Annotated in this window: 21 protein-coding genes; 14 read left to right on the top strand and 7 right to left on the bottom strand. The window is 45.4% G+C overall.

What is annotated here, in order from left to right; all coding sequences use genetic code 11:
• Positions 1-9: 9 nt before the first annotated feature.
• The 5 genes from D5I41_RS16450 to D5I41_RS16430 are packed head-to-tail and all read left to right on the top strand — an operon-like array spanning position 10 to position 5,176.
• Complete coding sequence (locus D5I41_RS16450) at positions 10-210, top strand: hypothetical protein (RefSeq protein ID WP_119010735.1); 201 nt, start codon at positions 10-12, stop codon at positions 208-210.
• A gap of 12 nt (positions 211-222) precedes the next feature.
• A complete protein-coding gene (locus D5I41_RS16445) occupies positions 223-3,078 on the top strand; it encodes a formate dehydrogenase subunit alpha (protein WP_119010734.1) in 2,856 nt (951 codons plus the stop codon).
• Positions 3,079-3,091: 13 nt separating this feature from the next.
• The gene (gene fdh3B / locus D5I41_RS16440) at positions 3,092-3,700 is read left to right on the top strand and encodes a formate dehydrogenase FDH3 subunit beta (protein WP_017027593.1); all 609 of its coding nucleotides are present in this window, start codon (positions 3,092-3,094) and stop codon (positions 3,698-3,700) included.
• Between the two features lie 17 nt (positions 3,701-3,717).
• A complete protein-coding gene (locus tag D5I41_RS16435) occupies positions 3,718-4,755 on the top strand; it encodes a formate dehydrogenase subunit gamma (protein WP_119010733.1) in 1,038 nt (345 codons plus the stop codon).
• Complete coding sequence (locus tag D5I41_RS16430) at positions 4,748-5,176, top strand: hypothetical protein (protein ID WP_119010732.1); 429 nt, start codon at positions 4,748-4,750, stop codon at positions 5,174-5,176. The genes D5I41_RS16435 and D5I41_RS16430 overlap by 8 nt, the downstream gene beginning before the upstream one ends.
• A gap of 355 nt (positions 5,177-5,531) precedes the next feature.
• On the opposite strand, the gene D5I41_RS16425 is transcribed toward D5I41_RS16430, so the two are convergent.
• Both D5I41_RS16425 and D5I41_RS16420 read right to left on the bottom strand, forming a co-directional pair.
• Positions 5,532-6,758, bottom strand: coding sequence for a DEAD/DEAH box helicase (locus D5I41_RS16425; RefSeq protein ID WP_119010731.1), 1,227 nt, complete (start codon positions 6,756-6,758; stop codon positions 5,532-5,534).
• Between the two features lie 2 nt (positions 6,759-6,760).
• On the bottom strand, positions 6,761-7,237 hold the full coding sequence (locus D5I41_RS16420; protein WP_119010730.1) for a YehS family protein: 477 nt from the start codon (positions 7,235-7,237) through the stop codon (positions 6,761-6,763).
• A gap of 421 nt (positions 7,238-7,658) precedes the next feature.
• Between D5I41_RS16420 and D5I41_RS16415 the strand changes: the two genes are divergently transcribed.
• The 6 genes from D5I41_RS16415 (at position 7,659) to D5I41_RS16390 (ending at position 13,086) form a co-directional block, all read left to right on the top strand.
• Positions 7,659-8,072 (top strand): GNAT family N-acetyltransferase, encoded by a 414-nt coding sequence (locus tag D5I41_RS16415; protein WP_119010729.1) that lies wholly within the window; start codon positions 7,659-7,661, stop codon positions 8,070-8,072.
• Positions 8,073-8,234: 162 nt separating this feature from the next.
• A complete protein-coding gene (locus tag D5I41_RS16410) occupies positions 8,235-9,167 on the top strand; it encodes a TAXI family TRAP transporter solute-binding subunit (RefSeq protein WP_119010728.1) in 933 nt (310 codons plus the stop codon).
• A gap of 80 nt (positions 9,168-9,247) precedes the next feature.
• Positions 9,248-11,164, top strand: a complete 1,917-nt coding sequence (locus tag D5I41_RS16405; RefSeq protein ID WP_119010727.1) for a TRAP transporter permease — start codon at positions 9,248-9,250, stop codon at positions 11,162-11,164.
• A 143-nt stretch (positions 11,165-11,307) separates the two neighbouring features.
• Positions 11,308-11,799 (top strand): DUF2798 domain-containing protein, encoded by a 492-nt coding sequence (locus D5I41_RS16400; RefSeq protein ID WP_119010726.1) that lies wholly within the window; start codon positions 11,308-11,310, stop codon positions 11,797-11,799.
• A 30-nt stretch (positions 11,800-11,829) separates the two neighbouring features.
• On the top strand, positions 11,830-12,135 hold the full coding sequence (locus tag D5I41_RS16395; RefSeq protein ID WP_119010725.1) for a DUF3861 domain-containing protein: 306 nt from the start codon (positions 11,830-11,832) through the stop codon (positions 12,133-12,135).
• A gap of 99 nt (positions 12,136-12,234) precedes the next feature.
• Positions 12,235-13,086, top strand: coding sequence for an SDR family oxidoreductase (locus tag D5I41_RS16390; protein WP_119010724.1), 852 nt, complete (start codon positions 12,235-12,237; stop codon positions 13,084-13,086).
• 541 nt (positions 13,087-13,627) lie between these two features.
• Here the strand turns inward: D5I41_RS16390 and D5I41_RS16385 are convergent.
• Together D5I41_RS16385 and D5I41_RS16380 are read right to left on the bottom strand one after the other, a co-directional pair.
• The gene (locus D5I41_RS16385) at positions 13,628-14,116 is read right to left on the bottom strand and encodes a GNAT family N-acetyltransferase (RefSeq protein WP_119010723.1); all 489 of its coding nucleotides are present in this window, start codon (positions 14,114-14,116) and stop codon (positions 13,628-13,630) included.
• Between the two features lie 33 nt (positions 14,117-14,149).
• Positions 14,150-14,803: a methyltransferase gene (locus D5I41_RS16380; RefSeq protein ID WP_119010722.1), complete on the bottom strand. Its 654-nt coding sequence runs from the start codon at positions 14,801-14,803 to the stop codon at positions 14,150-14,152.
• A 456-nt stretch (positions 14,804-15,259) separates the two neighbouring features.
• On the opposite strand from D5I41_RS16380, the gene D5I41_RS16375 reads away from it, so the two are divergent.
• A complete protein-coding gene (locus D5I41_RS16375) occupies positions 15,260-15,460 on the top strand; it encodes a hypothetical protein (RefSeq protein WP_119010721.1) in 201 nt (66 codons plus the stop codon).
• A 135-nt stretch (positions 15,461-15,595) separates the two neighbouring features.
• On the opposite strand, the gene D5I41_RS16370 is transcribed toward D5I41_RS16375, so the two are convergent.
• Both D5I41_RS16370 and D5I41_RS16365 read right to left on the bottom strand, forming a co-directional pair.
• A complete protein-coding gene (locus D5I41_RS16370; RefSeq protein ID WP_119010720.1) occupies positions 15,596-16,468 on the bottom strand; it encodes an aspartate/glutamate racemase family protein in 873 nt (290 codons plus the stop codon).
• 157 nt (positions 16,469-16,625) lie between these two features.
• Positions 16,626-17,582 carry an AEC family transporter gene (locus D5I41_RS16365; protein WP_119010719.1) on the bottom strand — a complete coding sequence of 319 codons (957 nt, stop codon included), beginning with the start codon at positions 17,580-17,582 and terminating at the stop codon, positions 16,626-16,628.
• 228 nt (positions 17,583-17,810) lie between these two features.
• Here D5I41_RS16365 and D5I41_RS16360 point away from each other — a divergent pair, with 228 nt between their 5' ends.
• Entirely contained in the window at positions 17,811-19,808 is a 1,998-nt protein-coding gene (locus D5I41_RS16360; RefSeq protein WP_119010718.1) for a peptidase U32 family protein, read from the top strand.
• 88 nt (positions 19,809-19,896) lie between these two features.
• Entirely contained in the window at positions 19,897-20,238 is a 342-nt protein-coding gene (locus D5I41_RS16355; RefSeq protein WP_119010717.1) for a DOPA 4,5-dioxygenase family protein, read from the top strand.
• 52 nt (positions 20,239-20,290) lie between these two features.
• Here D5I41_RS16355 and D5I41_RS16350 read toward each other — a convergent pair whose 3' ends face one another.
• Positions 20,291-21,559 (bottom strand): NRAMP family divalent metal transporter, encoded by a 1,269-nt coding sequence (locus tag D5I41_RS16350; RefSeq protein ID WP_119010716.1) that lies wholly within the window; start codon positions 21,557-21,559, stop codon positions 20,291-20,293.
• Positions 21,560-21,611: the final 52 nt, after the last annotated feature.

Genomic DNA, 21,611 nt, shown 5'->3' with positions numbered 1-21,611 from the left:
GATGGAGTCATGAAAAACAACAAAGAAATTGATAGTCATCGTCGTAAAGCGTTAAAGGCTTTGGGAGGCGGCGTTGTTGCAGGGGCAGTACTTAGCACAGCGACAACAACAGCTCAGGCGAAGCCGATTGATGTGAATAACGAACAATCGAAAGATGAGCAGGGGTACAAAGAAACCCAGCACATTCGCGACTATTATGATTCACTCTAGGAGCCTAAGACTATGAAACTAACTAAGCGCTCTGACAGCACCTCAAATCCTAATCAAAAGTTCGGTGTTAGCCGCCGTACCTTCATGAAAAACTCATCTCTGGCCGCTAGTGGTGCAGTGGTGGGAGCGGGGATCTTTGCTCCCGGTATGATGAAAAAAGCACAAGCCAACACCGAAAATAAAGACGTTAACGTCGAAATCAAGCGTACCATCTGTTCTCACTGCTCTGTTGGCTGTGGTATCTATGCCGAAGTGAAAAATGGTGTATGGACAGGACAAGAACCTGCGTTCGATCATCCATTTAACCTTGGTGGGCACTGCGCCAAAGGGGCTGCGCTCCGCGAGCACGGTCGCGGTGAAAAACGCCTCAAGTACCCAATGAAACTTGAGGGTGGTAAATGGAAAAAAATGAGCTGGGACGAAGCCATCAACGAGATTGGCGACAAAGCGCTACAGATTCGCAAAGAATCAGGCCCAGATTCGGTGTATTGGCTAGGTAGTGCGAAACACAACAACGAACAAGCCTACATGTTTAGAAAGATGGCGTCGCTGTGGGGAACCAACAACGTTGATCACCAAGCACGTATCTGTCACTCCACCACAGTATCTGGGGTAGCCAATACCTGGGGTTATGGTGCAATGACCAACTCTTTCAACGATATGCACAACTGTAAGTCGATGCTATTTATAGGCTCAAACCCTGCAGAGGCGCACCCTGTTGCCATGCAGCATATCTTGATAGCAAAAGAGAAAAACAACTGCCAGATCGTGGTTGCCGACCCAAGGCGTACACGTACTGCCGCGAAAGCTAATCACTATATCTCACTTCGCCCGGGTACTGACGTTGCCTTTATTTGGGGCTTGCTGTGGCATATCTTCCAAAACAAATGGGAAGACCAAGAATTCATCCGCCAACGTGTGTTTGGCATGGAGGAAATTCGCAAAGAAGTGGCGAACTGGACCCCTGACAACGTTGAGCGTGTGACTGGTGCTTCTGAAGAGCAAATGTACAAAACCGCGAAGATCTTAGCGGACAACCGCCCAGGCTGTATTGTTTGGTGTATGGGGGGGACTCAGCACACCACAGGTAACAACAACACTCGTGCTTACTGCGTTCTAGAGCTTGCATTAGGTAACATGGGTAAATCAGGCGGCGGTGCAAACATCTTCCGTGGTCACGATAACGTGCAAGGCGCAACCGACCTTGGCGTGCTATCACACACACTTCCAGGCTACTACGGTTTGGCACCTGGCTCGTGGAAGCATTGGGCTAAGGTGTGGGATCTCGACTACACCTGGGTACAAGAGCGTTTCGACCAGAATAAATACCGTGGCAAGCTACCAATGAACAACATGGGTATCCCTGTTTCTCGTTGGATAGATGGTGTATTGGAAAACAAAGAGAACATTGAGCAGAACGATAATATTCGCGCCATGTTCTACTGGGGGCATGCGGTTAACTCGCAGACTCGTGGCCCTGAAATGCGCACAGCAATGAAAAAGCTGGATATGATGGTGATTGTTGACCCATACCCAACTGTTGCTGGTGTTATGAATGACCGCACTGACGGCGTGTATCTGTTACCTGCCACTACTCAGTTTGAAACTCATGGTTCTGTGACCGCATCAAACCGTTCACTGCAATGGCGTGATAAAGTCGTTGAGCCTTTGTTTGAGTCGAAGCCTGACCACGAAATCATGTACTTGTTGACGAAGAAGCTAGGTTATTCAGAACAGCTGTTCAAAAATATTGCAGTTGAGGGTAACGAGCCGTCCATTGAAGACATTACTCGCGAATTTAACAAGGGTATGTGGACGATTGGTTATACAGGTCAAAGCCCTGAGCGCCTTAAAGAGCACCAACAAAACTGGCATACCTTCCATAAAACCACGCTGGCCGCCGAAGGTGGGCCTGCAAACGGAGAAACCTATGGACTGCCTTGGCCTTGTTGGGGCACCGCAGACATGAAGCACCCAGGTACTCATATTCTTTATGACACATCTAAGCCTGTTGCTGAAGGCGGAGGTAACTTCCGTGCGCGCTTCGGCGTTGAGTTTGAGGGTGAAAACCTTCTGGCAGAAGACAGCTACTCGAAAGATTGTGAGCTGCAAGATGGCTTCCCTGAGTTTAGCGATAAGCTACTAAAAAGCTTAGGCTGGTGGGATGACCTGACCGCAGAAGAAAAAGCAGCTGCAGAGGGTAAAAACTGGAAAACAGATTTGTCAGGTGGTATTCAGCGTGTCGCCATCAAGCACGGCTGTATCCCGTTTGGTAACGCTAAAGCTCGTGCCATTGTATGGACATTCCCTGACAGAGTGCCATTGCATAGAGAGCCGTTATACACAGCACGCCGAGATCTTGTGAAGGATTATCCTACTTGGGATGACAGTGAGTCTATCTATCGACTACCGACGCTGTATAAGAGTATTCAGGATGTCGACAAATCGAAAGAGTACCCCATTGTTCTTACTTCAGGCCGTTTGGTTGAGTACGAAGGTGGTGGTGAAGAAACACGTTCTAGCCCTTGGCTAGCTGAGCTTCAACAAGAAATGTTTGTTGAGGTGAACCCTAAAGACGCGAATGACCTCGGCATCAGAGATGGTGACATGGTGTGGGTAGAGGGTGCCGAGAAAGGTAAAGTGCATGTGAAAGCTATGGTGACCAGACGAGTCACTCCAGGGCTTGCGTTTATGCCATTCCACTTCGGTGGTAAGTTCCAAGGTGAAGACCTTACCGAACGTTACCCAGAAGGCACAGTTCCTTATGTGATAGGTGAAGCAGCAAACACTGCAATCACCTATGGTTATGACCCAGTTACTCAGATGCAAGAAACCAAAGTAACTCTGTGTAATATTCGAAAAGCGTAAGGAAACCTAAATTATGGCTAGAATGAAATTTCTATGTGATACCAAGCGTTGTATCGAATGTAACGGTTGTGTCACTGCATGTAAGAACGAAAACGATGATGCCTTGGAATGGGGTATTCAACGTCGCCGCGTAGTAACACTGAACGACGGTGAACCGGGTGAAAGCTCAATCTCTGTAGCGTGTATGCACTGTACCGATGCGCCGTGTATGGCGGTATGTCCTGCAGACTGCTTTGAGTACACTGAAGATGGCATTGTGCTGCACAATAAAGACCTTTGTATTGGTTGTGGCTACTGTCTATTTGCGTGCCCATTTGGCGCACCGCAATTCCCACATACCTCGGCCTTTGGTGAGCGCGGTAAGATGGACAAATGTACCTTCTGTGCTGGTGGGCCAGAAACAGAGAACGGCTCTGAAGAAGAGCGCGCAAAATACGGCGCTAACCGTATTGCAGAGGGTAAGCTACCTATGTGTGCTGAGCTGTGTTCTACCAAGGCTCTGCTTGCAGGTGATGCTGAGGTGGTCTCCGACATCTTCCGCCAGCGCGTCGTTGAGCGCGGAGCAAAAGGCGCTGGATGGAGCGATGGTGAAGATATAGCGTTTGATGCGACCAAAAGCTAGCTAGAGGGAGCAATCAGATGCAGTTAGCGAAACAATGGACTTTGTTGCTGTTAACGGTTTTCGCCAGTGTTTTGATGCTAGTGAGCACTTCAAGCTACGCAGAAGAGCAAAAGGCGAATACCGCAGCAGAAAAAGAAATGGTGCAATTGGCTGGTGCAGACTATTGGCGAGATGTGAAAGGCGGCGTTGAGGGTACAACAACCTCAAAATCACCAGAGCATGGCGTGTTAATCAGTGTACCGGGCCAAACTTGGTTTATTTTGAAAGAAAAATGGATGTCTCCAGCCGCGGCTGTTGCCATCTTTGGTAGTTTGATGATGGTGGTACTGGCCTATTTCTTTGTCGGTCCGCTTATGCTGAGTAAACCACGCACTGGACGTAGGCTTAATCGCTGGTCTCGAATGGATAGGGCGCTTCACTGGAGCATGGCCTTTACCTTTTTGACTCTAGCCTTTAGCGGTTTGATGTTGGTTTACGGTAAGCATTTCTTGAAGCCGTTTATCCCAAGTGACTTGTGGGGGCTAGTGATTTATACCGCTAAGCAATACCACAACTACATAGGCCCAATCTTTTATATTCTGCTTATCTTTATGCTGCTTAAATGGTGGCGCAAATCCATCTTCAATAAGACTGATATGCAATGGTTTATGAAGATGGGTGGCATGATGGGCAAGCACAAGGGCACACATCCATCGGCTGGTTTCTCAAACGGTGGCGAGAAGATCATTTACTGGCTTCTTATCGTAGTAGGTGCGGTAGCCGCAACCAGTGGCGTAATCCTAGATTTCCCAATATTCGATCAAACTAGGCGAGATATGGAGATAGCGAACCTAGTACACATGATCTCAGCACTCATCTTAATCTGTGGCTTTGTGTTCCATATTTATATCGGCTTGTTTGGTATGGAAGGTGCGCTAGAAGGCATGGTCACCGGTAAGGTAGACGAAACCTGGGCGAAAGAGCACCATGACCTTTGGTATGAAGAGGTAAAAGAACAATTAGAAGATGCTCCAGTTAAGGGAGCAAACAAAAAGGATGGGGTGAGCAATGAATGATCATCACAAAGGCATTTGGTATGCCTATATAGGCAGTATTCTAACCCCGCTTACCTTGTTATTGTCGGGTGTCATCGCAATTGTGTATGCAGGGTACCGATTAGATAAGGATGAAGACAGCGATGTAGTGATTTCTCATTACTATAGCCTGATCAGAAGCTTCTTTCTGTTTTTAACCTTCTTTGTGGTGCTGATTGTGACGGTCGCTACCTCAAACGGTGTGCTTATTGGGATTAACGATTATTGGGCACGAAATAGTGCATTGGTTGAGATTGCACACTTTATCCCTATTGCGGGTGGCGTCATATCAGCCATAGCCATTGTTGTGTGGTTTGTTCGTATGTTCAGAGGCATGCGTTTATTGAAAGAAAACAAGCCTGTAGTTCAAGCAAAATCGCTGCACCAGTTTTCTCAGACTTGATGCTAAACGTATAACGCTTAAAAACAAAAACACCAGTGTGATGCACTGGTGTTTTTTTATGTTTATGGGAGTGTGCGAATGACGTAAGGTTTGTGCCTTTTTGAACTGTGGTAGCCCGAAACAACAGCCGCATCCTATAAATTACGCAGTAAAACTCTAGGATCTAGGGTTTAGCTATGTAGCTTCCAGATTCCAGCTAAAAGACTGCTGGAATGACGGTAGGAGTGTATCTCATGAACTGGAGGCACGAGAAGTAATAAACGTCATCCCAGAAAGCGGAGCTTATCTGGGATCTTAGTGCGCACAATGTCGACTAAACTAATCATGCAGCTTTAGTTCGAAATAACTGGCGCGATTATCTCTTAGCCTTCCCCTGAAACTGCTTTACACTCTTCTTGCTATTCGTGCGACGATTCGCCTTTTTATCTCTTGGGGCGCGCTTACTTTGCCCAGAAGATGGCTTATCTGTAACAGGAAACCCTTCAAGCTCTTCAAGAGGAAGCTCGCGGAGCGTCAGCTGACGAATAGCACTTAAGTACTCTGTCTCACCATGACACACGAAAGAGATGGCTACGCCTTGTTCACCTGCGCGCGCCGTGCGTCCGACACGGTGCACATAAACCTCAGCGTTTGACGGCAGCTCAAAGTTAATCACAACAGGCAGACTCTGCACATGGATGCCTCGAGCCAGAAGGTCTGTCGCAATGAGGACATTCACCTTACGCTGTTTAAACCACTCTAGTGTTTCTTCACGTTCTTGCTGAGACTTATTACCATGCAGAGCTGCGACTGAAACACCCGCTTTAGTCAGCTTTTTGCACAAAGCATCCGCGTTATCCTTAGCGCCAATAAACACCAGGACTTGCGAGCAGTTATGCTGTTTTAGCTGGGCAATCAATGCGTTGGTTTTGCTGCCCTTGTTCACCAAGTACAATGTTTCTTCAATGCCCTCGACCACACTATTGGCGACGTTGGTTTGAATGCGCTTTGGCGAATGCAGTAACCCCTTAGCTTGAATCTCCAGCTTTTCTGAGAAGGTAGCTGAGAACATCAAGGTTTGACGCTTTGGCGGAAGAAGAGAAACAATCTCTTGAATATCAGGCCAAAAGCCCATATCTAGTAATCTGTCTGCTTCATCAAGCACGAACGAGCTAAGTCTGCTGACGTCTATTGACTGATCTTTTAACAGATCCAGCAGTCTTCCCGGAGTCGCAACCAGTATTTCAGGGGTTAAGAGCAGCTGCTGTTTTTGCCACTCTTTATCGATCCCACCACACAACGATAACGCGGTGATATCGACGGTGTTGGCATACGGTTCTAGGGTGTCGCACACCTGAGTAGCGAGTTCTCTGGTTGGAACAAGAATGATGGCTTGAGTGCTACAAGGCTGCAGCCTGACTTGTTCGAGTATCGCAAGGCCATAAGCCAGTGTTTTACCACTGCCTGTTTGAGCAATAGCGAGCACATCTTTGCGTCCAAGGATTGCAGGAATAGCTTGGCTTTGAACCTCGGTAGGCTCTGTAAAATTGGCCTGTAGGGTATCGCTTAGTTCAGGACATAGGGATAACTGTGAAAACGGCATAATCAATCTTGGGTAGTGCTGTTCGGGCGCAGTTGAAGTTGAAGACCCATTAAGAAATTACGAAGGATCTGATCTTGGCACTCACGGTAATGCTTGTTGTCAGGCTTTCTGAAAAAGGCACTTAATTCGTGTTTGCTCAGTCTAAAGTCGACAAGCTTCAATGTATCAAGAATGTCTTCAGCCTTCATATTCATAGCGATACGAAGCTTCATGAAGATCATGTTGTTGGTAAGGCGTGACTCTGGCTCAGGTTGAGCACCTTCGCGTTTACCGCGTTTTTGATTGATCAGGCCATTAAGAAATTGAGCTAATTCTTTGTCGATGATTTTGCAAAAAGAGTCATCTTCTTCTTTCTTTAGCCAGTTAATAACCTGTTCACGCGACACAGTAAGATCTGCGGCATTAAACACCTCGATCATATCATTATCGTTGAAATCGAAGGTGTAGCGGATACGGCGCAAAATATCGTTATTAGTCAAAATATTTCCTAATGGAGTTAAGTGAAGGGTGCAAATGGCGTGCACCATAACACAGACAAATGAATGAATATAAATATTAGTTTGTGATTCTAGGGTCTGTTGACCTTTTGAGGTTATTTTTGTAGCGCTTTGTTGGGTATTAATACAAGGCAGTCGCTTTTAGGTGTGGTGGTTCCACATAAAAAGTGACTAACGCGGTAGAAATGCCCAACAAAGCGCTACCCGAAGGGCTCGTCCAGAAGCCATTTACTCTTCGTTGAGCGACTTTTGCTTAGATGACTAGGCGGCAAGTCCCTCGCCTTGATTAAATGGCTTCTGGTCGAGCAAAATTTAATCGCAAAAGGTCAACAGACCCTAGTTATCGTGGAAAAAATACTAATAACTTGTAATGAGCAATCGACGTTAAAGAGGTAACTAAATAATGCGAGTAGAGATTGTAGATTGGCAATCAAAAGATGAGATTTTTCTTGTTCGAAATACCGTGTTTACCGCAGAGCAGGGCATAGATACTAACCTAGATTTTGACGGTCAAGATGACGGGGCTGTACATGCGCTTGTTTATGAAAAGGATGAACCTATCGCAACGGGGCGTATGCTAGAAGATGGTCATATTGGCCGCATTGCCGTCCTTATCAGCCATAGAGGCAAGGGATTAGGCGCTAGCATAATGAAGGCTTTGGTGGATGAAGCCCGCCTTAGAAACTTTGCGAGAGTCTACCTAGGCGCTCAGGTACATGCGCTAGATTTTTATCAAAAACTGGGATTTGAACCCATTGGTGAGCGCTATGAAGAGGTGGGCATAGAACATCAAACTATGCAGCTTAGCCTGAACTGAAATCTTCGGCATAAACTGTCTAAAGCCACATTTAGTAAAACTAGCGTCACATTCAGCCAATCAATATTTTGACTTGTGTTAGTCCACTAGTAAGGTATATGCGACGATATGGGTAAATTTGAATAACAATAACCCAATCGTTTTGGACTAATAATCAAGGAGATGGTTGTGTTTAAACGAAACTTAATGTTGGCTTTAGCGTGTTTACTGCCCCTATCAGTAAGTGCTGCAAACTATTCAATTGGTACCGGTGGTCAAAGCGGTATCTACTATCCATTCGGCGGCGCACTGGCGAAAGTCTGGTCTGAGCATGTGCCAGAAGTAAATGCAAAAGCAGAGGTAACGGCTGCTTCTGTAGAAAATACTATTAAGGTTGTACGTGGCGACATGATTGCAGGGATTGCAATGGGTAACGTTGTGTTAGATGCCTACAATGGTCAGGGTAAATTCCCGTCAAAAATGCCAGTGAAGACGCTTTTTGCTCTTTACCCAAACCTAGTTCATACCCTTACTCTAGAGAAGTCGGGCATCAACTCGCTAGCTGATTTAAAAGGTAAGCGTGTGTCTTTAGGTGCACCGGGCAGCGGTACCGCGGTAACCTCAGCAGCACTGCTTGAGTCTATCGGTATTGATGTTGAAAAAGACATCAAGGCGGTATACCTGAACTACTCAGAAACCACAAACGCATTGGCCAATGGCCAAGTAGATGCGGGTTTCATTGTTGGTGGTCAGGGTGTTGGTGCGGTAACACAAGTTGCACTAACGCATAAAATCAAAGTCCTTTCTATCTCTGATGCAGAGAGCCAAGCGTTTGTAACCGCTAACCCAGCATACAGCTCATATGATATTCCAGCGGATGTTTACAATAACGTTGGCGAAGTCTCTACGCTAAGTGTTTGGAACGTATTGGTGGTTAACGCGAATATGGACGATGACATGGCTTACAACCTAACGAAGGCTGCTTATGAGAATATGGGCGACATTCGTAAGGTGGTTAAGATGGCTGAAATGACTACCCCACAGAACGCTTCTCGCCTGCAAGGTGTACCTCTACACCCTGGTGCGAAGAAGTACCTAGACTCTGTTTCTAAGTAAACCACCTAACAAAAAAGCAAGCGTGATGCTTGCTTTTTTGTGCTTCTAATTCTTATCTATTTTTTCTTTCAGGCGCCGTTATGGATGTAACTAATAACGAAAATAACCAAGATCTTAGTGCTAACTTGCCCTATGAAAGAGTGACAACATTCTTTGGCTATTCAATATTGCTGATTGCCGTTGCGTTATCAGTGTTTCAAATCTGGCAGGGAATAAGCTCAACTATTTCAGCCACTTATTTTAGACCGATACACCTGTGCTGGGTATTGGTGCTTATCTTTTTGCACTTCCCGTTAATCAGCAATCGCCGAAGCAAGTTTTACTTGGTGGGTCGTTGTATTGACCTGGTTTTGTGTGCGGTTGTTGTGTTCGCGGGCTACCGCATGTCAATTTTTGATTACAACGATATCAATTACCTGTTCTATGGGTTACAGCCGGCCGATATGTTTGCGGGCGGGGCGTTAATTGCTTTGCTAATGGAAGGCTGTCGCCGCACTGTGGGTTGGGTGATGGTGCTCATCGCTGTGCTATTTCTTAGCTACAGTATGTTTGGTGACATGCTGCCAAGTGCCATATCAATTAAAACTTATTCCTTACAAGAGCTGATACAGTTCCAAATATTCTCGGCTAATGGTGTGTTTGGTTCTGCACTGGGCATCGCGGCAACTACCGTATTTATCTTTGTTCTATTTGGCGCTTTTTTAGAGGTGACAGGCGCAGGTAAGTTCTTTATCGACCTTGCGTTTGCCATTGCCGGTAAGTATCGAGGTGGTCCTGCAAAAGCCGCAGTATTGGCGTCGGCGGGGTTGGGTTCAATCTCAGGTTCCGCGATCGCTAACACGGTAACCACTGGCTCAATCACTATTCCGATGATGAAGAAGCTTGGCTATAAATCGGAGCAAGCGGCAGGAATTGAAGCCGCTGCCTCAACAGGTGGGCAAATCATGCCACCGATTATGGGGGCGGGTGCGTTTGTTATGGCGCAATTTACCGGTGTGCCTTATAGCGAGATCATGTTCGCCTCAATTGCACCAGCGATTTTGTACTTCTTCTGTACCTTGCTTTATGTGCACCTTATGGCGTGTAAACTGAATTTGCAGGCCGTGAGTAAAACAGAGGCAGTGATCGCGGTAATGAAGCATGGTGCTCACCACCTTATCCCGCTGGTATTGATCACTACGCTACTCATGATGGCGTATTCACCACTGTTGGTAGGTGTAGCGGGTTGTGCTGCTATCTTAGTTGTGGCAAGCATGCGTAAGCATAGCCGAATCGGTTTCAAGAAGTTTTTTGAAGGCATGAAGAACGGTGCGTTACTAGCTCTGCCAATTTCTGCTGCGTGTGGTGCGGCAGGTATTATTGTTGGGGTTGTGGGGCAAACCGGTATTGGACTTCAGTTTACTCAATTTGTGATGGATTTTTCTGGCGGTTACATGATCATCGCCCTTGGACTTATCAGTATTGTGGCGCTGATCTTAGGTATGGGTTTACCTGTAACGGCAGCGTATATCGTATTGGCCGTTATGGCGGTGCCTATGCTGACTGACTTTGGATTGCCGATATTGACCGCTCACTTAATCGTATTCTGGCTATCGCAAACCTCAAATGTTACTCCGCCAATCGCACTAGCAGCGTTTGCTGGGGCCGGCGTGGCCAATGCCAACCCTATGAAGTCTTCAGTCGAAGCCTTTAAGTTGGCGGGAGGCTTGTTCATTATCCCGATCATGATGGCATATACTAACTTGGTAAATCCTAACGAAGGCATAGTCGCGCTTATGCTTTCAGTAGGGCAGACGTTGGCCATTATCGTGGCTATCGCCATTACCATTGAGGGGTACTTACTAGGAACGCTCAACAAGGTCGAGCGTCTTGCATCTGCTATTGCTATTCCATTACTGCTTCTTAACCCGTTTAATGTAGGGGTGCTGGGCGCAGTGATCATTGTTGGGATTGCCGTGGTTCAGTGGCGTTCCCACAAGGCGGTAAACGCTAGCTAGCACCTAATAGCGACCAAAGAAACAGTACCTAGCCCCGGCTCTTAGAGTCGGGGCTTTTTATTGTCGCCATAAAAATTAGTTGACACTGTCAACTTAACTGATTATAGTTGCATATATCAACTAAATGAGAGGGCGAATTATCCATGAATGCAATTGCTGTAATGCCAATAGCAAGCTCAGAAGAAAAGCGCACACCTTTGTTTTTGAAGGTGCTCGCAATGATGGGGATGATGACATTAATGGGCGGTTCAATAACCGGATTGATGACTTACCTAAATCAAGGCTATAGCGAACTGTTTTATGCTCAATGGATACGAGCTTTTCTTACCGCAGCGGTGACAGTGATGCCTTTGGGTTTTGCGTTAATGGCGCTACTGACCAAGCTCGCTGAGCGCCTCTTTCCTAACTCTAGTGAGAAAGTACGCAACATATCCATTGGCTTGATTATGGCAATGGTTATGGAATCGGGAATGGCATTTAGCACCGCGGTTAATAGTGTGGGTATTGCCGATACATCGATGCTGATGAGTACTTGGCTAGAGACCTTAGTAAGAGCGCTTCCTTTAGCGTTGCTGTTAATGGCCGTGGTATCTGTCACGCTCAAACCAAAAGTTGAACGCTTTTTGAAAAGCTAGAAATATTAATTAAAACAATGAGGTAACCCTATGACTCGTATCACCAGACAAGATCACAACTATCGCATTACCATTGAAGAAGTAACGCAAGATGAAAGTAAAACACTGCAATTTGAGTTTCAAGACCGAGAGGATATGTTCAAAGTTGTTGAAATGATAAATAAAGGCAGTGAGTTACCGAATGAAGAAGCGACCAGAGTGGCAGTAGCGCTTCGCTTGCTAGGTCCAGTGATGATGCAAAACAGAAAGCATCCTCTGTTTGCGGACTTTATGCCACATTTCAAAAACTTTATGCAGAACCTGAAAAGCACCATCAAGGCTTCGGTTAACGCATAAAAACCAAAAGACAAGGCACTGCTAGGGTCAACAGACCCTAGCAGTGCCTTGTCATTTTCTACTAGGATTAAAATTACTATCGACGGGTGGGTAACTAAGATGAAAATAGCGGTAACAGCAGCAAGCGGACAACTCGGTGGTGCGATTGTTAATGCACTTGTCCCCCTTATCTCAAAAGAGAATGTCGTCGCTTTGGCGCGCACTCCAGAAAAAGCCAAATATCTAGGCGTTGAGGTTCGTCGTGGTGATTATGAAAACCGAGCCGAGCTACAAGACTCACTACACTCTATCGATACACTGCTTATCGTCTCGGGGATGGATGCCCCCGATAAGCGTATAGACCAGCATCGTAATGTTATCTCAGCAGCTAAAGAGGTTGGTGTAAAGAAGATTGTCTATACCAGTGTGCAAGGTGCAGAACAGGGCACCGCTTTTTCACCTGTTATCCAAAGTAATCGTCAGACAGAGCAAGATGTCAGAGAGTCGGGTCTAGATTGGGTAATTGGTCGCAACGGTATCTATATTGAGCCGGACATTGAGTATGTAGAGAGTTATAAAAAACTCGGCGTCATTGTCAATTGTGCGGGCAACGGCAAGTGCGGCTACACCACACGAGATGAGCTAGCCCATGCCTACGCTAAGATGCTGACAGAAGATAAACACAACGCACAGACCTACAACCTTAACGGTGAACCCCTATCTCAATACCAACTGGCAGATTTCATCAACATGGCGTTTGATACCCAGCTAGAGTACCAACCTATGTCAGTAGAAGAGTATCGTGAAGACAGAATAGCGGAGCTTGGTGAGTTTATTGGGACAGTTATTGCAGGTATTTACCAAGGGATCAGCGAGGGTAAGGCGGACAATCCAAGCCATTATGAACAAGCTGCAGGTAGACCTCATATTAGTTGGACTGATTATTTCAATGCATTGAAAGAGTCTAGATAACAAAATCGAGCTCTTGTAGGTTATTAATACGACAAAATTGCCCTCGTAAACGAGTTTAATATGGCGACATACCCACTACTTGCGGTATATATAATGATTTGACACGCTTAGTCAGAAAAATTGACACTTTGGGAGAGTATTAGTGGCGCTAGTAACCAAGTTTTGTCCTGCATGTAACGAGGGCACGACTCATGAAACATCACACCCTATGCATTGGATCCACCTGATCATGACTATTTTTACGGGTGGTCTCTGGGGCATTATCTGGTTATGGAGAGGCTTGATGAAGCGTCCCTGTGTGTGTACTCAGTGCGGTTGTGACAACTCATAGCTTTGATAGGTATTTAGTGTCTGCGGCGATTAAGCTCATTCCGCAGACCCCTTCTTTTCAACTCATTGTCAAATAAAGATTCTAGGCTTTTCCAACGTCACATGAAGATAAGATTCGAACGGGATAGACAACAATGCTGTGAGTAGGGCAAACGTCTAATGGAAAAAGTAAATTGGTGTGGCCACAGAAAATCAAGGCAGAGTTTACTACTTATGCCTTAGCCAACCATTTATACATAACATAGCAATCCACATAGCCTAGTTGGGCATGACGGTAGGCTTTAGGAAGAGTGCCAACGATCTTAAACTCTAACCTTTGCCACAGCTTTACGGCAACATCATTGGTAGAAACCACGCAGTTAAACTGCATAGCTTCATAACCCAAGGCTTTTGCAGTCTGTTGTGAATGTTCACAAAGTTGGCGCGCAATACCTTTTCCCCGCGCTTTATTGGACACCATATACCCACAATTACAGATATGATTGCTAGGACCCATAGCGTTTGGCTTGATGTAGTAGGTACCCAATATGTCATTTCCATCTACATACACAAACGCCTTTTGTGGTGTTTTACACCAGACACGATAGGCCTCGTCTAAGCTCATTTGAGGGTCAAAGGCATAGGTTTCTTGGGCTTTAACCACCTGCTCAAATGTATTCCAAAATGACTCAAAATCCGTACGTGTTATTTCTCTGATCACCAAGTATTTCCTTATGCTGTGGGTCTTTTGTTCTTATGGTTCTTTGGGACTGTAGATAAAGTCCATATCAGGCTTCTCAGTGCAGTAATAATGAACCCAAATATAAATATGGCTGTATGCGGCAATGATCAAGGCCGCAGAAGAGTTTAAGCCAATAGCGATTGCCCAAACGAGCAAAAACGCATACACGTACATCGAATTGCTCGAGTATTTAAATATCCCCTGATTGACCATAGGTAATGACCGATAACTTAGCTCAAAGTGATCCGCTCCCGCTGCGCGTGCCATCCCAAAATACCGTCTCACGCTATATATGGCATACAGGCTTAAACATAGGCAAATGACAGTCACTGCAATTTGAACACTGCTATTTAAACCTAAGGTGCCTCTATCTAAGTAGGCGAGTAGGAAAAGAGATAAAAATCGACCGACAAATAAGACAAAAAATATCACCAGATAAGCGCGAAAGCCGAGAGTCTTGCTCACCAGGGACGATTGCAATTCTAGGCGCCAAGCCAGCCAGACAAAGATTTGGTGTAGAGCGGGTATTGAAAATGCTGTCCAAAATGCAATAGGTGCAGGTTGCCCCAATCTAAACCAAGTGAAATAAGAGATTAAAAGCAACACAAACAGGCTCACAAAGTGAGGTGTTTGTTTATACCAAAGCGTGGGTGAAGAAGAGGCCATTCATCTTTCCTATATTGAAGTAGGCGTAGTTTTTATCATTGAGTATATAAAGGTGAAATCACCTTAGCTCGTCACCCTTAGCATTCTACAAAGTATTTCCATATTTATACTCAGTGACGTGGATAAGACCAGACCGATATAGGAAATCGTCAGTACCCTTCATGGCTTGCGGTAAAGACGTTTCTATATGGCTGGACTCATGATAAATGGTATTCAGAAGCTCAACTGCCTTGGTTGAAGAGGGGCATTTATATACCCAGAAAAATAACCTATGCCGGTGTATTCAGAACATCAATATCTAGGGTGAAGAGTATCGATAACTCGCGGATAAATACATCAGCAACACTGAGGTTAGAACATAAGTCGGCTTTCTAGATTCATTAAGTCTGATTCGATATGGTGCATACAAAGCCAAATGAATTGATGTGGCTGAGTTGTTCATAAATGAGGCCTACTATGCCAATTCTAGCGACAGCTGCGGCCATTGTAGCTGTGTTGTATATATCGAATTCGGATGATGACAAATCTGTAGCAACTGTGCCCTACAGTATCGACTGGATCTGTGAAGTGAATGAACCTTGCTACAAAGCCATTATCTACAGCGACTTTGACATAGAGGTTTATCGTCTCTCTCAAGAGAGGCTTGATGGCGGGTAAAGGGTATTGGTGAGCGAACCATATTGCTGAAGATTAGGCAGTTTTAAAGTTTGCGACGATGACAGGTAAAGTCAGCCTAAGGATACAGCATTACCCTTAGGCTAATTCAGCTCTCAATAAACCTGACTGCTACGGTTAGTAAGAAATATGACTCAAGATATAGTTGATGATTTCTTCATCAGTGGTCATGGTTTCCGGCTTCATTCCTACCTTAGGAATGTAGTTTTCTTCCATGAGTTGTTCTGCTTTTTTATAGATTCGCACCACGCGATTGGCCACCGCTTCCATTGGGTCAATGAAATGAACGTCCGGAAATTGCGTTTGCAAAAACTTACGCACCAATGGCAGTTCAGTACAACCTAGGATGACGCTAGTAACACCTTTATCAACCAAAGGTTGAAGTGCCTTGCCAAGTAACACAGCATTGCGTTCAAATTCGCCTGATTTGATGCCATTCTTAATTCGAATATCTTGCCCGCACGGCGTCTTTTCACCAGTCACTTCACCATAGATAGCGCTGTGAACATAATGCTCTTGCGCATAACTGTCAGGTTTAACATAGACGAGATGGGCATCGTTAAGATATTGGTCGTAGATACCTGAATTGTAGGTACCATTGGTGCACAAGATACCGACGATAGCCTCTGGGTTTTGCTCTTTAATCAGATCAACGGTGGTTTTCAGCATATCAACCATGTACACGCCTGTGCACTGCTGAACACGCTCTCTAAAGTAGTGTGCAGTGTTGCAAGTCATTACCGCAAAACGAACGTTGTTACGCTCAAGCAGTTGTGCAGATTTAAGCAGCTCGCGTACAGGGTCTTGGCCACCTTCGTTGATCGCTTCAGATCTATCTGGGATGTCAGGGTTTTTCACCACAAGCATACCCATATGATCCTGATCTTTAAGAGCGCCATGATCCATCTCTTTTTTCGCGACGATGTCTTGAAACAGTGCATCTGCCTCTGGACCCATGTTACCGATTACACCGAATAGTATTTTTTTCATGTTCTTTACTCCAATGTCTGAATATGGAGTAGTTTATGATGGTAAAAGTAATCGTATGAATCTCATTTGACGGATCATATCATCGCAGGATCGAGTGTTCGCCTCCCTGAAATTTACCAAGTAAATATTTAGGAATTTAGAACGCACCCACCAAATCTCAATACAACAAATTCAAGCTATTCAGAATCACCAAGCCAATGGTCGTAGTCACTACCGAAAGTATCGTAGTAAGAGCAATGATATTAGCCGCTAGGGTCGAGTTCCCGCCCATTGAGCGTGCCATTACATAGCTTGCAGCTGCAGTAGGAGAGGCAGTCATGAAGAAGATGATACCAAGCGCTTCGCCGCGAAAGCCAAGCATATAAGCTAATAGACAGCTGACGATAGGCGCTGCAATCAGCTTTAATGTCGTGGCAATCCAGGTTGGCATGGTTTCATGCTTTAGGGAGTTAAGATTTAGCGAACCGCCGGTGCACAAGAGTGCTAGCGGGAGTGTCATGCTGGCAAAATAGTGGCCTGCATCAGAGGCGACTTTAGGAACGGGAAGGCCAATAAATGAATAGGCAAACCCAGCCATAATTGAAATGATCAATGGATTGCTAGTAATGCTCTTGGTCATGGTTTTCAGTGCACTAGCACCCGTTTGCGCGCCCTTAGGTGTCAGGGAGATCACGGCAAGAACATTATAAAGTAGGGTGGTAGCGGCAACATAGATAGCTGCTGTTGCAAGCCCTTCTGTGCCGTACATATTGGCAACATAGGCTAAGGCAATAATGCCTGTGTTGGCACGAAATGCTCCTTGTACCACTACACCATTGTCTTCGTTACCCTTAAGTAGTACGCCTACTAAAGCGGTGCAGAACGCAAAGAACAGCACATTGCTTCCCACGCTAAACCCAACCAGTGAAGCGCTGGTGGCAAAGTCGTGGTCTGCTTCAACTAAGCTTAAGAACAGCATTGTCGGCAGGGTAACCTTGAATACTAGGTTAGAGGCACTTTCGATGAAGGCGTCATTAATGATGCCGATTTTCTTAAGAACAACTCCCATCACCAAGATCAGACAGATAGGTCCGGTAACAGAAACAGAGAAAGCGAGTTGGTCAAAAAGTCCCATAACAGCCTACAGAGTTAAAATTTTAAGAGAGCGAGAGTATATCGCCAATTTGTCATACAAATTAGCGATAGCGAGTATAATGCCATGTTTTTCACATGCTTGGCAAAGTGAATTCTGGGGAAATGGATGGAAAAGCGCAATAACATTTGATTACTATTTCATCAGTTGACGTTACTTTTGCCAATTAATCACGTAAGATGTGCGCCTATTTTTTCTAGAGATGACATTGTGAAAAGAGAACAGTTTGAGCTATTGGCCCCAGGTGGCGATCTCGATTCAATCAAGGCGGCGATTGCTGCTGGTGCAGATGCTATTTATTGCGGGTTAGACCGTTTTAACGCACGTAATCGTGCGAGTAACTTGACTCTGGATAACCTCAATGGGGTTTTGGCACTCGCACATCAGCATGACTGTAAGGTCTTTCTAACGCTTAATGTTCTTATTCTAGAAAGTGAAATCCCAGCCATAGTCCGTCTCATCAATCAGCTCACTACCACAGAGATTGATGGCGTTATAGTGCAAGACTTGGGGCTGGCCTACATCTTAAAACATCATTTCCCAATGCTGGATGTGCATGCCTCTACTCAGCTGAATACACACAACGAGGGACAAATCTTGTTCCTAAACCAGTTGGGTGTAAGTCGAGTGAATCTATCTCGAGAGCTAAACATCAAGGAAATCAAGCACCTTGCCCAGTTTGGCTTAGCCCATGATGTCTTGATGGAAGTCTTTGTGCACGGTTCGTATTGCATTGGCTTCTCAGGTATTTGTTACATCAGCTCTGCCCGCAATGGCGCCTCTGGAAACCGTGGACGATGCAGCCAACCTTGCCGTGAACAATATCAAACGACTCAAACCGGCAATGACTACCCTCTGAATCTTAAAGACAACTCTGCGTTTGGTGACCTAGAAGCACTGGTGGATGCTGGCGTGTATTCTCTGAAAGTAGAAGGGCGAATTAAAAAGTCTCATTACGTGTTTACCGTCGTTGATAACTGGCGCAAACAAATTGACCGTCTGTGCGATGGTGAAGACTTGTCTAGCGATACCACTGAATTGTACACGGTGTTTAACCGCGACTTCTCGAATGCCTTCTTGCAGGGTGACTTTGGCAAAAACATGTACATCGATAACCCTAGAGACAATGCCGTTACGCATTTTTCAAAGGTGTATGGTGTCACATCAGAAGATGAGCTCAACACGATCAAGACCAAGCTGTATGACGATAAAACTCAGATCATCGACAGAGTCGCGAAAGAGATCGCCGATTTCGACCTTTCTTCCGCACAGAACAAGGGCTCAAGCCTGAAAGGAGGCGTTGGCACTCCTCAAACCGAAAAGCTGAATCATCATCGTCCGAGCAACCCTGTCGCTAAGCTATCGGTATTGATCTCCTCTGCAAAGGATGTAGACCTGTTGGATAGCAATGATATCGACCTTTATTATCAGTTGCCTATGGGAATGAAGGCTGAGCTTGCAGGTTTGATTGAGCTGTTTAGTGCTAATACACATTTGAAGCCATTCTTTCCATCAATATTGATTGGCGACGATTTTGCGGCTGCTGTTGAGTTCTTGGATACTGTGAGGCCACAACTGTCCATCACTAATAATTCAGGTGTCGCTTATCAAGCGAAAGCCCTAGGTCTAGGCTGGATTGCGGGACCGGAAATGAACACGACCAATTCATTTACCATGCACTGTCAACAGCAAGAGTTTTCTGCCAGCGGCGCATTTATCTCAAATGAACTGAGCAAGAAACAGATTTTCCAGCTCAAGAGACCGGATAACTTTAAAACCTTCTACAGTATCTATCACCCCAATACGCTGCTAACCAGTCGTCAATGTCTGTTCCAGCAAACCGAGGGTTGTAAGAAGATTAAGGTCAATAAAGGATGCTTGAGACGATGTGAAAAGCGTACCTCTATCATTAACCTAAAAGACACCTCGTATGTCGTGCAAAAGCACAAGGGGAGTCATAACAGTATGTATAGCGAGCACAATGTACTGAACCTAGAGCTACTCAAGGATTTTTCTGAGCTATTTACTGATGTCCTAATTGATCTTCGAGACATTCAAACTGAGACTCAAGTTGGTGTTGGAAAACAAGAACTCATAGAACTGTTTTTGCAGGGATTACAAAGCAATATGCGTGATGCAGATGCTGTGCAAAACATTCAGAGACAGCTGCTTCAAACAACGAATAAACAGTATCACAAGGGCGTATAATCTTAGGTAAGATGTACATATTGGTTATTGGAACTATCACCGATGCCTTTGTGTAAAGTGAATTTAATATACAGGGAAGTAGAGACTTATGACGTTACCCAGTAAAGGGTTTGAGCATTACCACGCACATGTTTATTTTGATCAGTCAACGCTAGAGAAGGCGACTCAATTACGCCAGCGCATCGCTGATAAATTTGATCTTGTCCTTGGCAGAGTACACAACAAGCCTGTAGGGCCGCACCCATGTTGGAGCTATCAGGTTCTGTTCACTCAGGAAGTGTTTGAAGAGTTGATTGCTTGGCTCGATTCGCACAGGGACGGGTTGACGGTACTGCTTCACCCAGAGGCGGGTGAGTTTCTTATCGATCACACCCAAAGAGCAGGGTGGCTTGGCGAACCGGTCGCTCTTAATCTTGGTACCAAGGATTAAACCAAAAAGGGAACTCATTGCGAGTTCCCTTTTTATTGGCATCAGTGTGCAGTTACATGAACCATTTCCACCACACAAACAGCGCTAAAAATCCGAATAAGTAAACTAAACCTATGATAGACAGTGCCTTAAGTTTAGGGCCAACCGCCAATTCAGCAGGCAGTGGTGTGCGCGTCACTAGGATGTAGTTTAGCAAAGCGAAGAACGGCGTGGTGATGAAGGCCAGTACCATCGCAAAATCAAGCATAGGTAATAGTGCCTTTGCCAAGAAGACCACGATGCACAGCGCTGATATTGATACGATTAGCATCCAGGCTTGATTCATTGCAGGATGGATAGTCTGTTTGCTACGCAAAAGACGTTGAGATTCAGTAATAACGCGAGAGTAACCATCAATAACAGTAATGGTGCTGCCAAAAATACAGAAGAAGGCAATGATAGCTACAAGATAACGTGACCATTCACCAATAGTGGCAGCATATAAACTGATTAACTGATGAGAAAAGCCTACGCCAGATGCCTGAAGTTGCACACCTGTACCGTGCAGCATGAGTGTACCCAAGGCGACAAAGACCAAAGCCAAAACCGCAGTACCGATATAGCCCACATTAAAATCAAACAGAGCCGATTTTGCCGTGACATCCTGTTCGCGACACTGACTCTTCAGCCACATTGAGGTAAGGCTTGAGATCTCAATAGGTGCCGGCATCCAACCCATGGTCACAACAATGAATCCAATGGCAGCCAGTGTCCAAGGCGATGGAGAAACAAAGTCTGGTTGTGGTTCTACAGGGTTGCCAAAAGCGATGGCTACCGCCACGAGAGTGGTCACCGTTAGAACCGCCATAATGGTTTTAGATAAGGTATCTAATGCCTTGTAGTGCCCGACAAACAATATTGATAAGCAGGTTACTAGAACGATGACGCACAGGGTTGGCATGGAAAGATCGACTGGGATGAAGTAGGCCAATAAACTGGCGCTGAACATCAGCAAGGCAGCCGTATTTACAATGGCTGAGATGACGCTCAGTAAAGCGAAAGAGATCAGGTATGGCTTGCCCAGTTTTGAATATCCCTCAACAAGGCTTGTTTTGGTTCCTACCGTGTATTGAACACCCGCTTTAAAGAATGGGTACTTAAATAGGTTTACAAGCAGGATCAATATGGCAAGTTGCCACCCATAGATTGCGCCAGCTTTAGTTGAAGCAACCAAATGAGAGCCACCAACAGCAGCGGCTGCCGCCATGATGCCAGGGCCTAATGAACGAACCAAGGTTCCTAATTTAGAGGGTGAGGATTGTGAGGGTATTGCGTTTTCCATTACTACGTCCGTGTTGTTATTTTTCTTTGTCAATACCGACTATAAATATCAT

It is taken from the genome of Vibrio superstes (genome assembly GCF_003569005.1).
In the GTDB taxonomy this organism is placed as follows: domain Bacteria; phylum Pseudomonadota; class Gammaproteobacteria; order Enterobacterales; family Vibrionaceae; genus Vibrio; species Vibrio superstes.
Note: the sequence above shows the minus strand (reverse complement) of the source record. Positions and strands in the feature narration are given on the sequence as shown.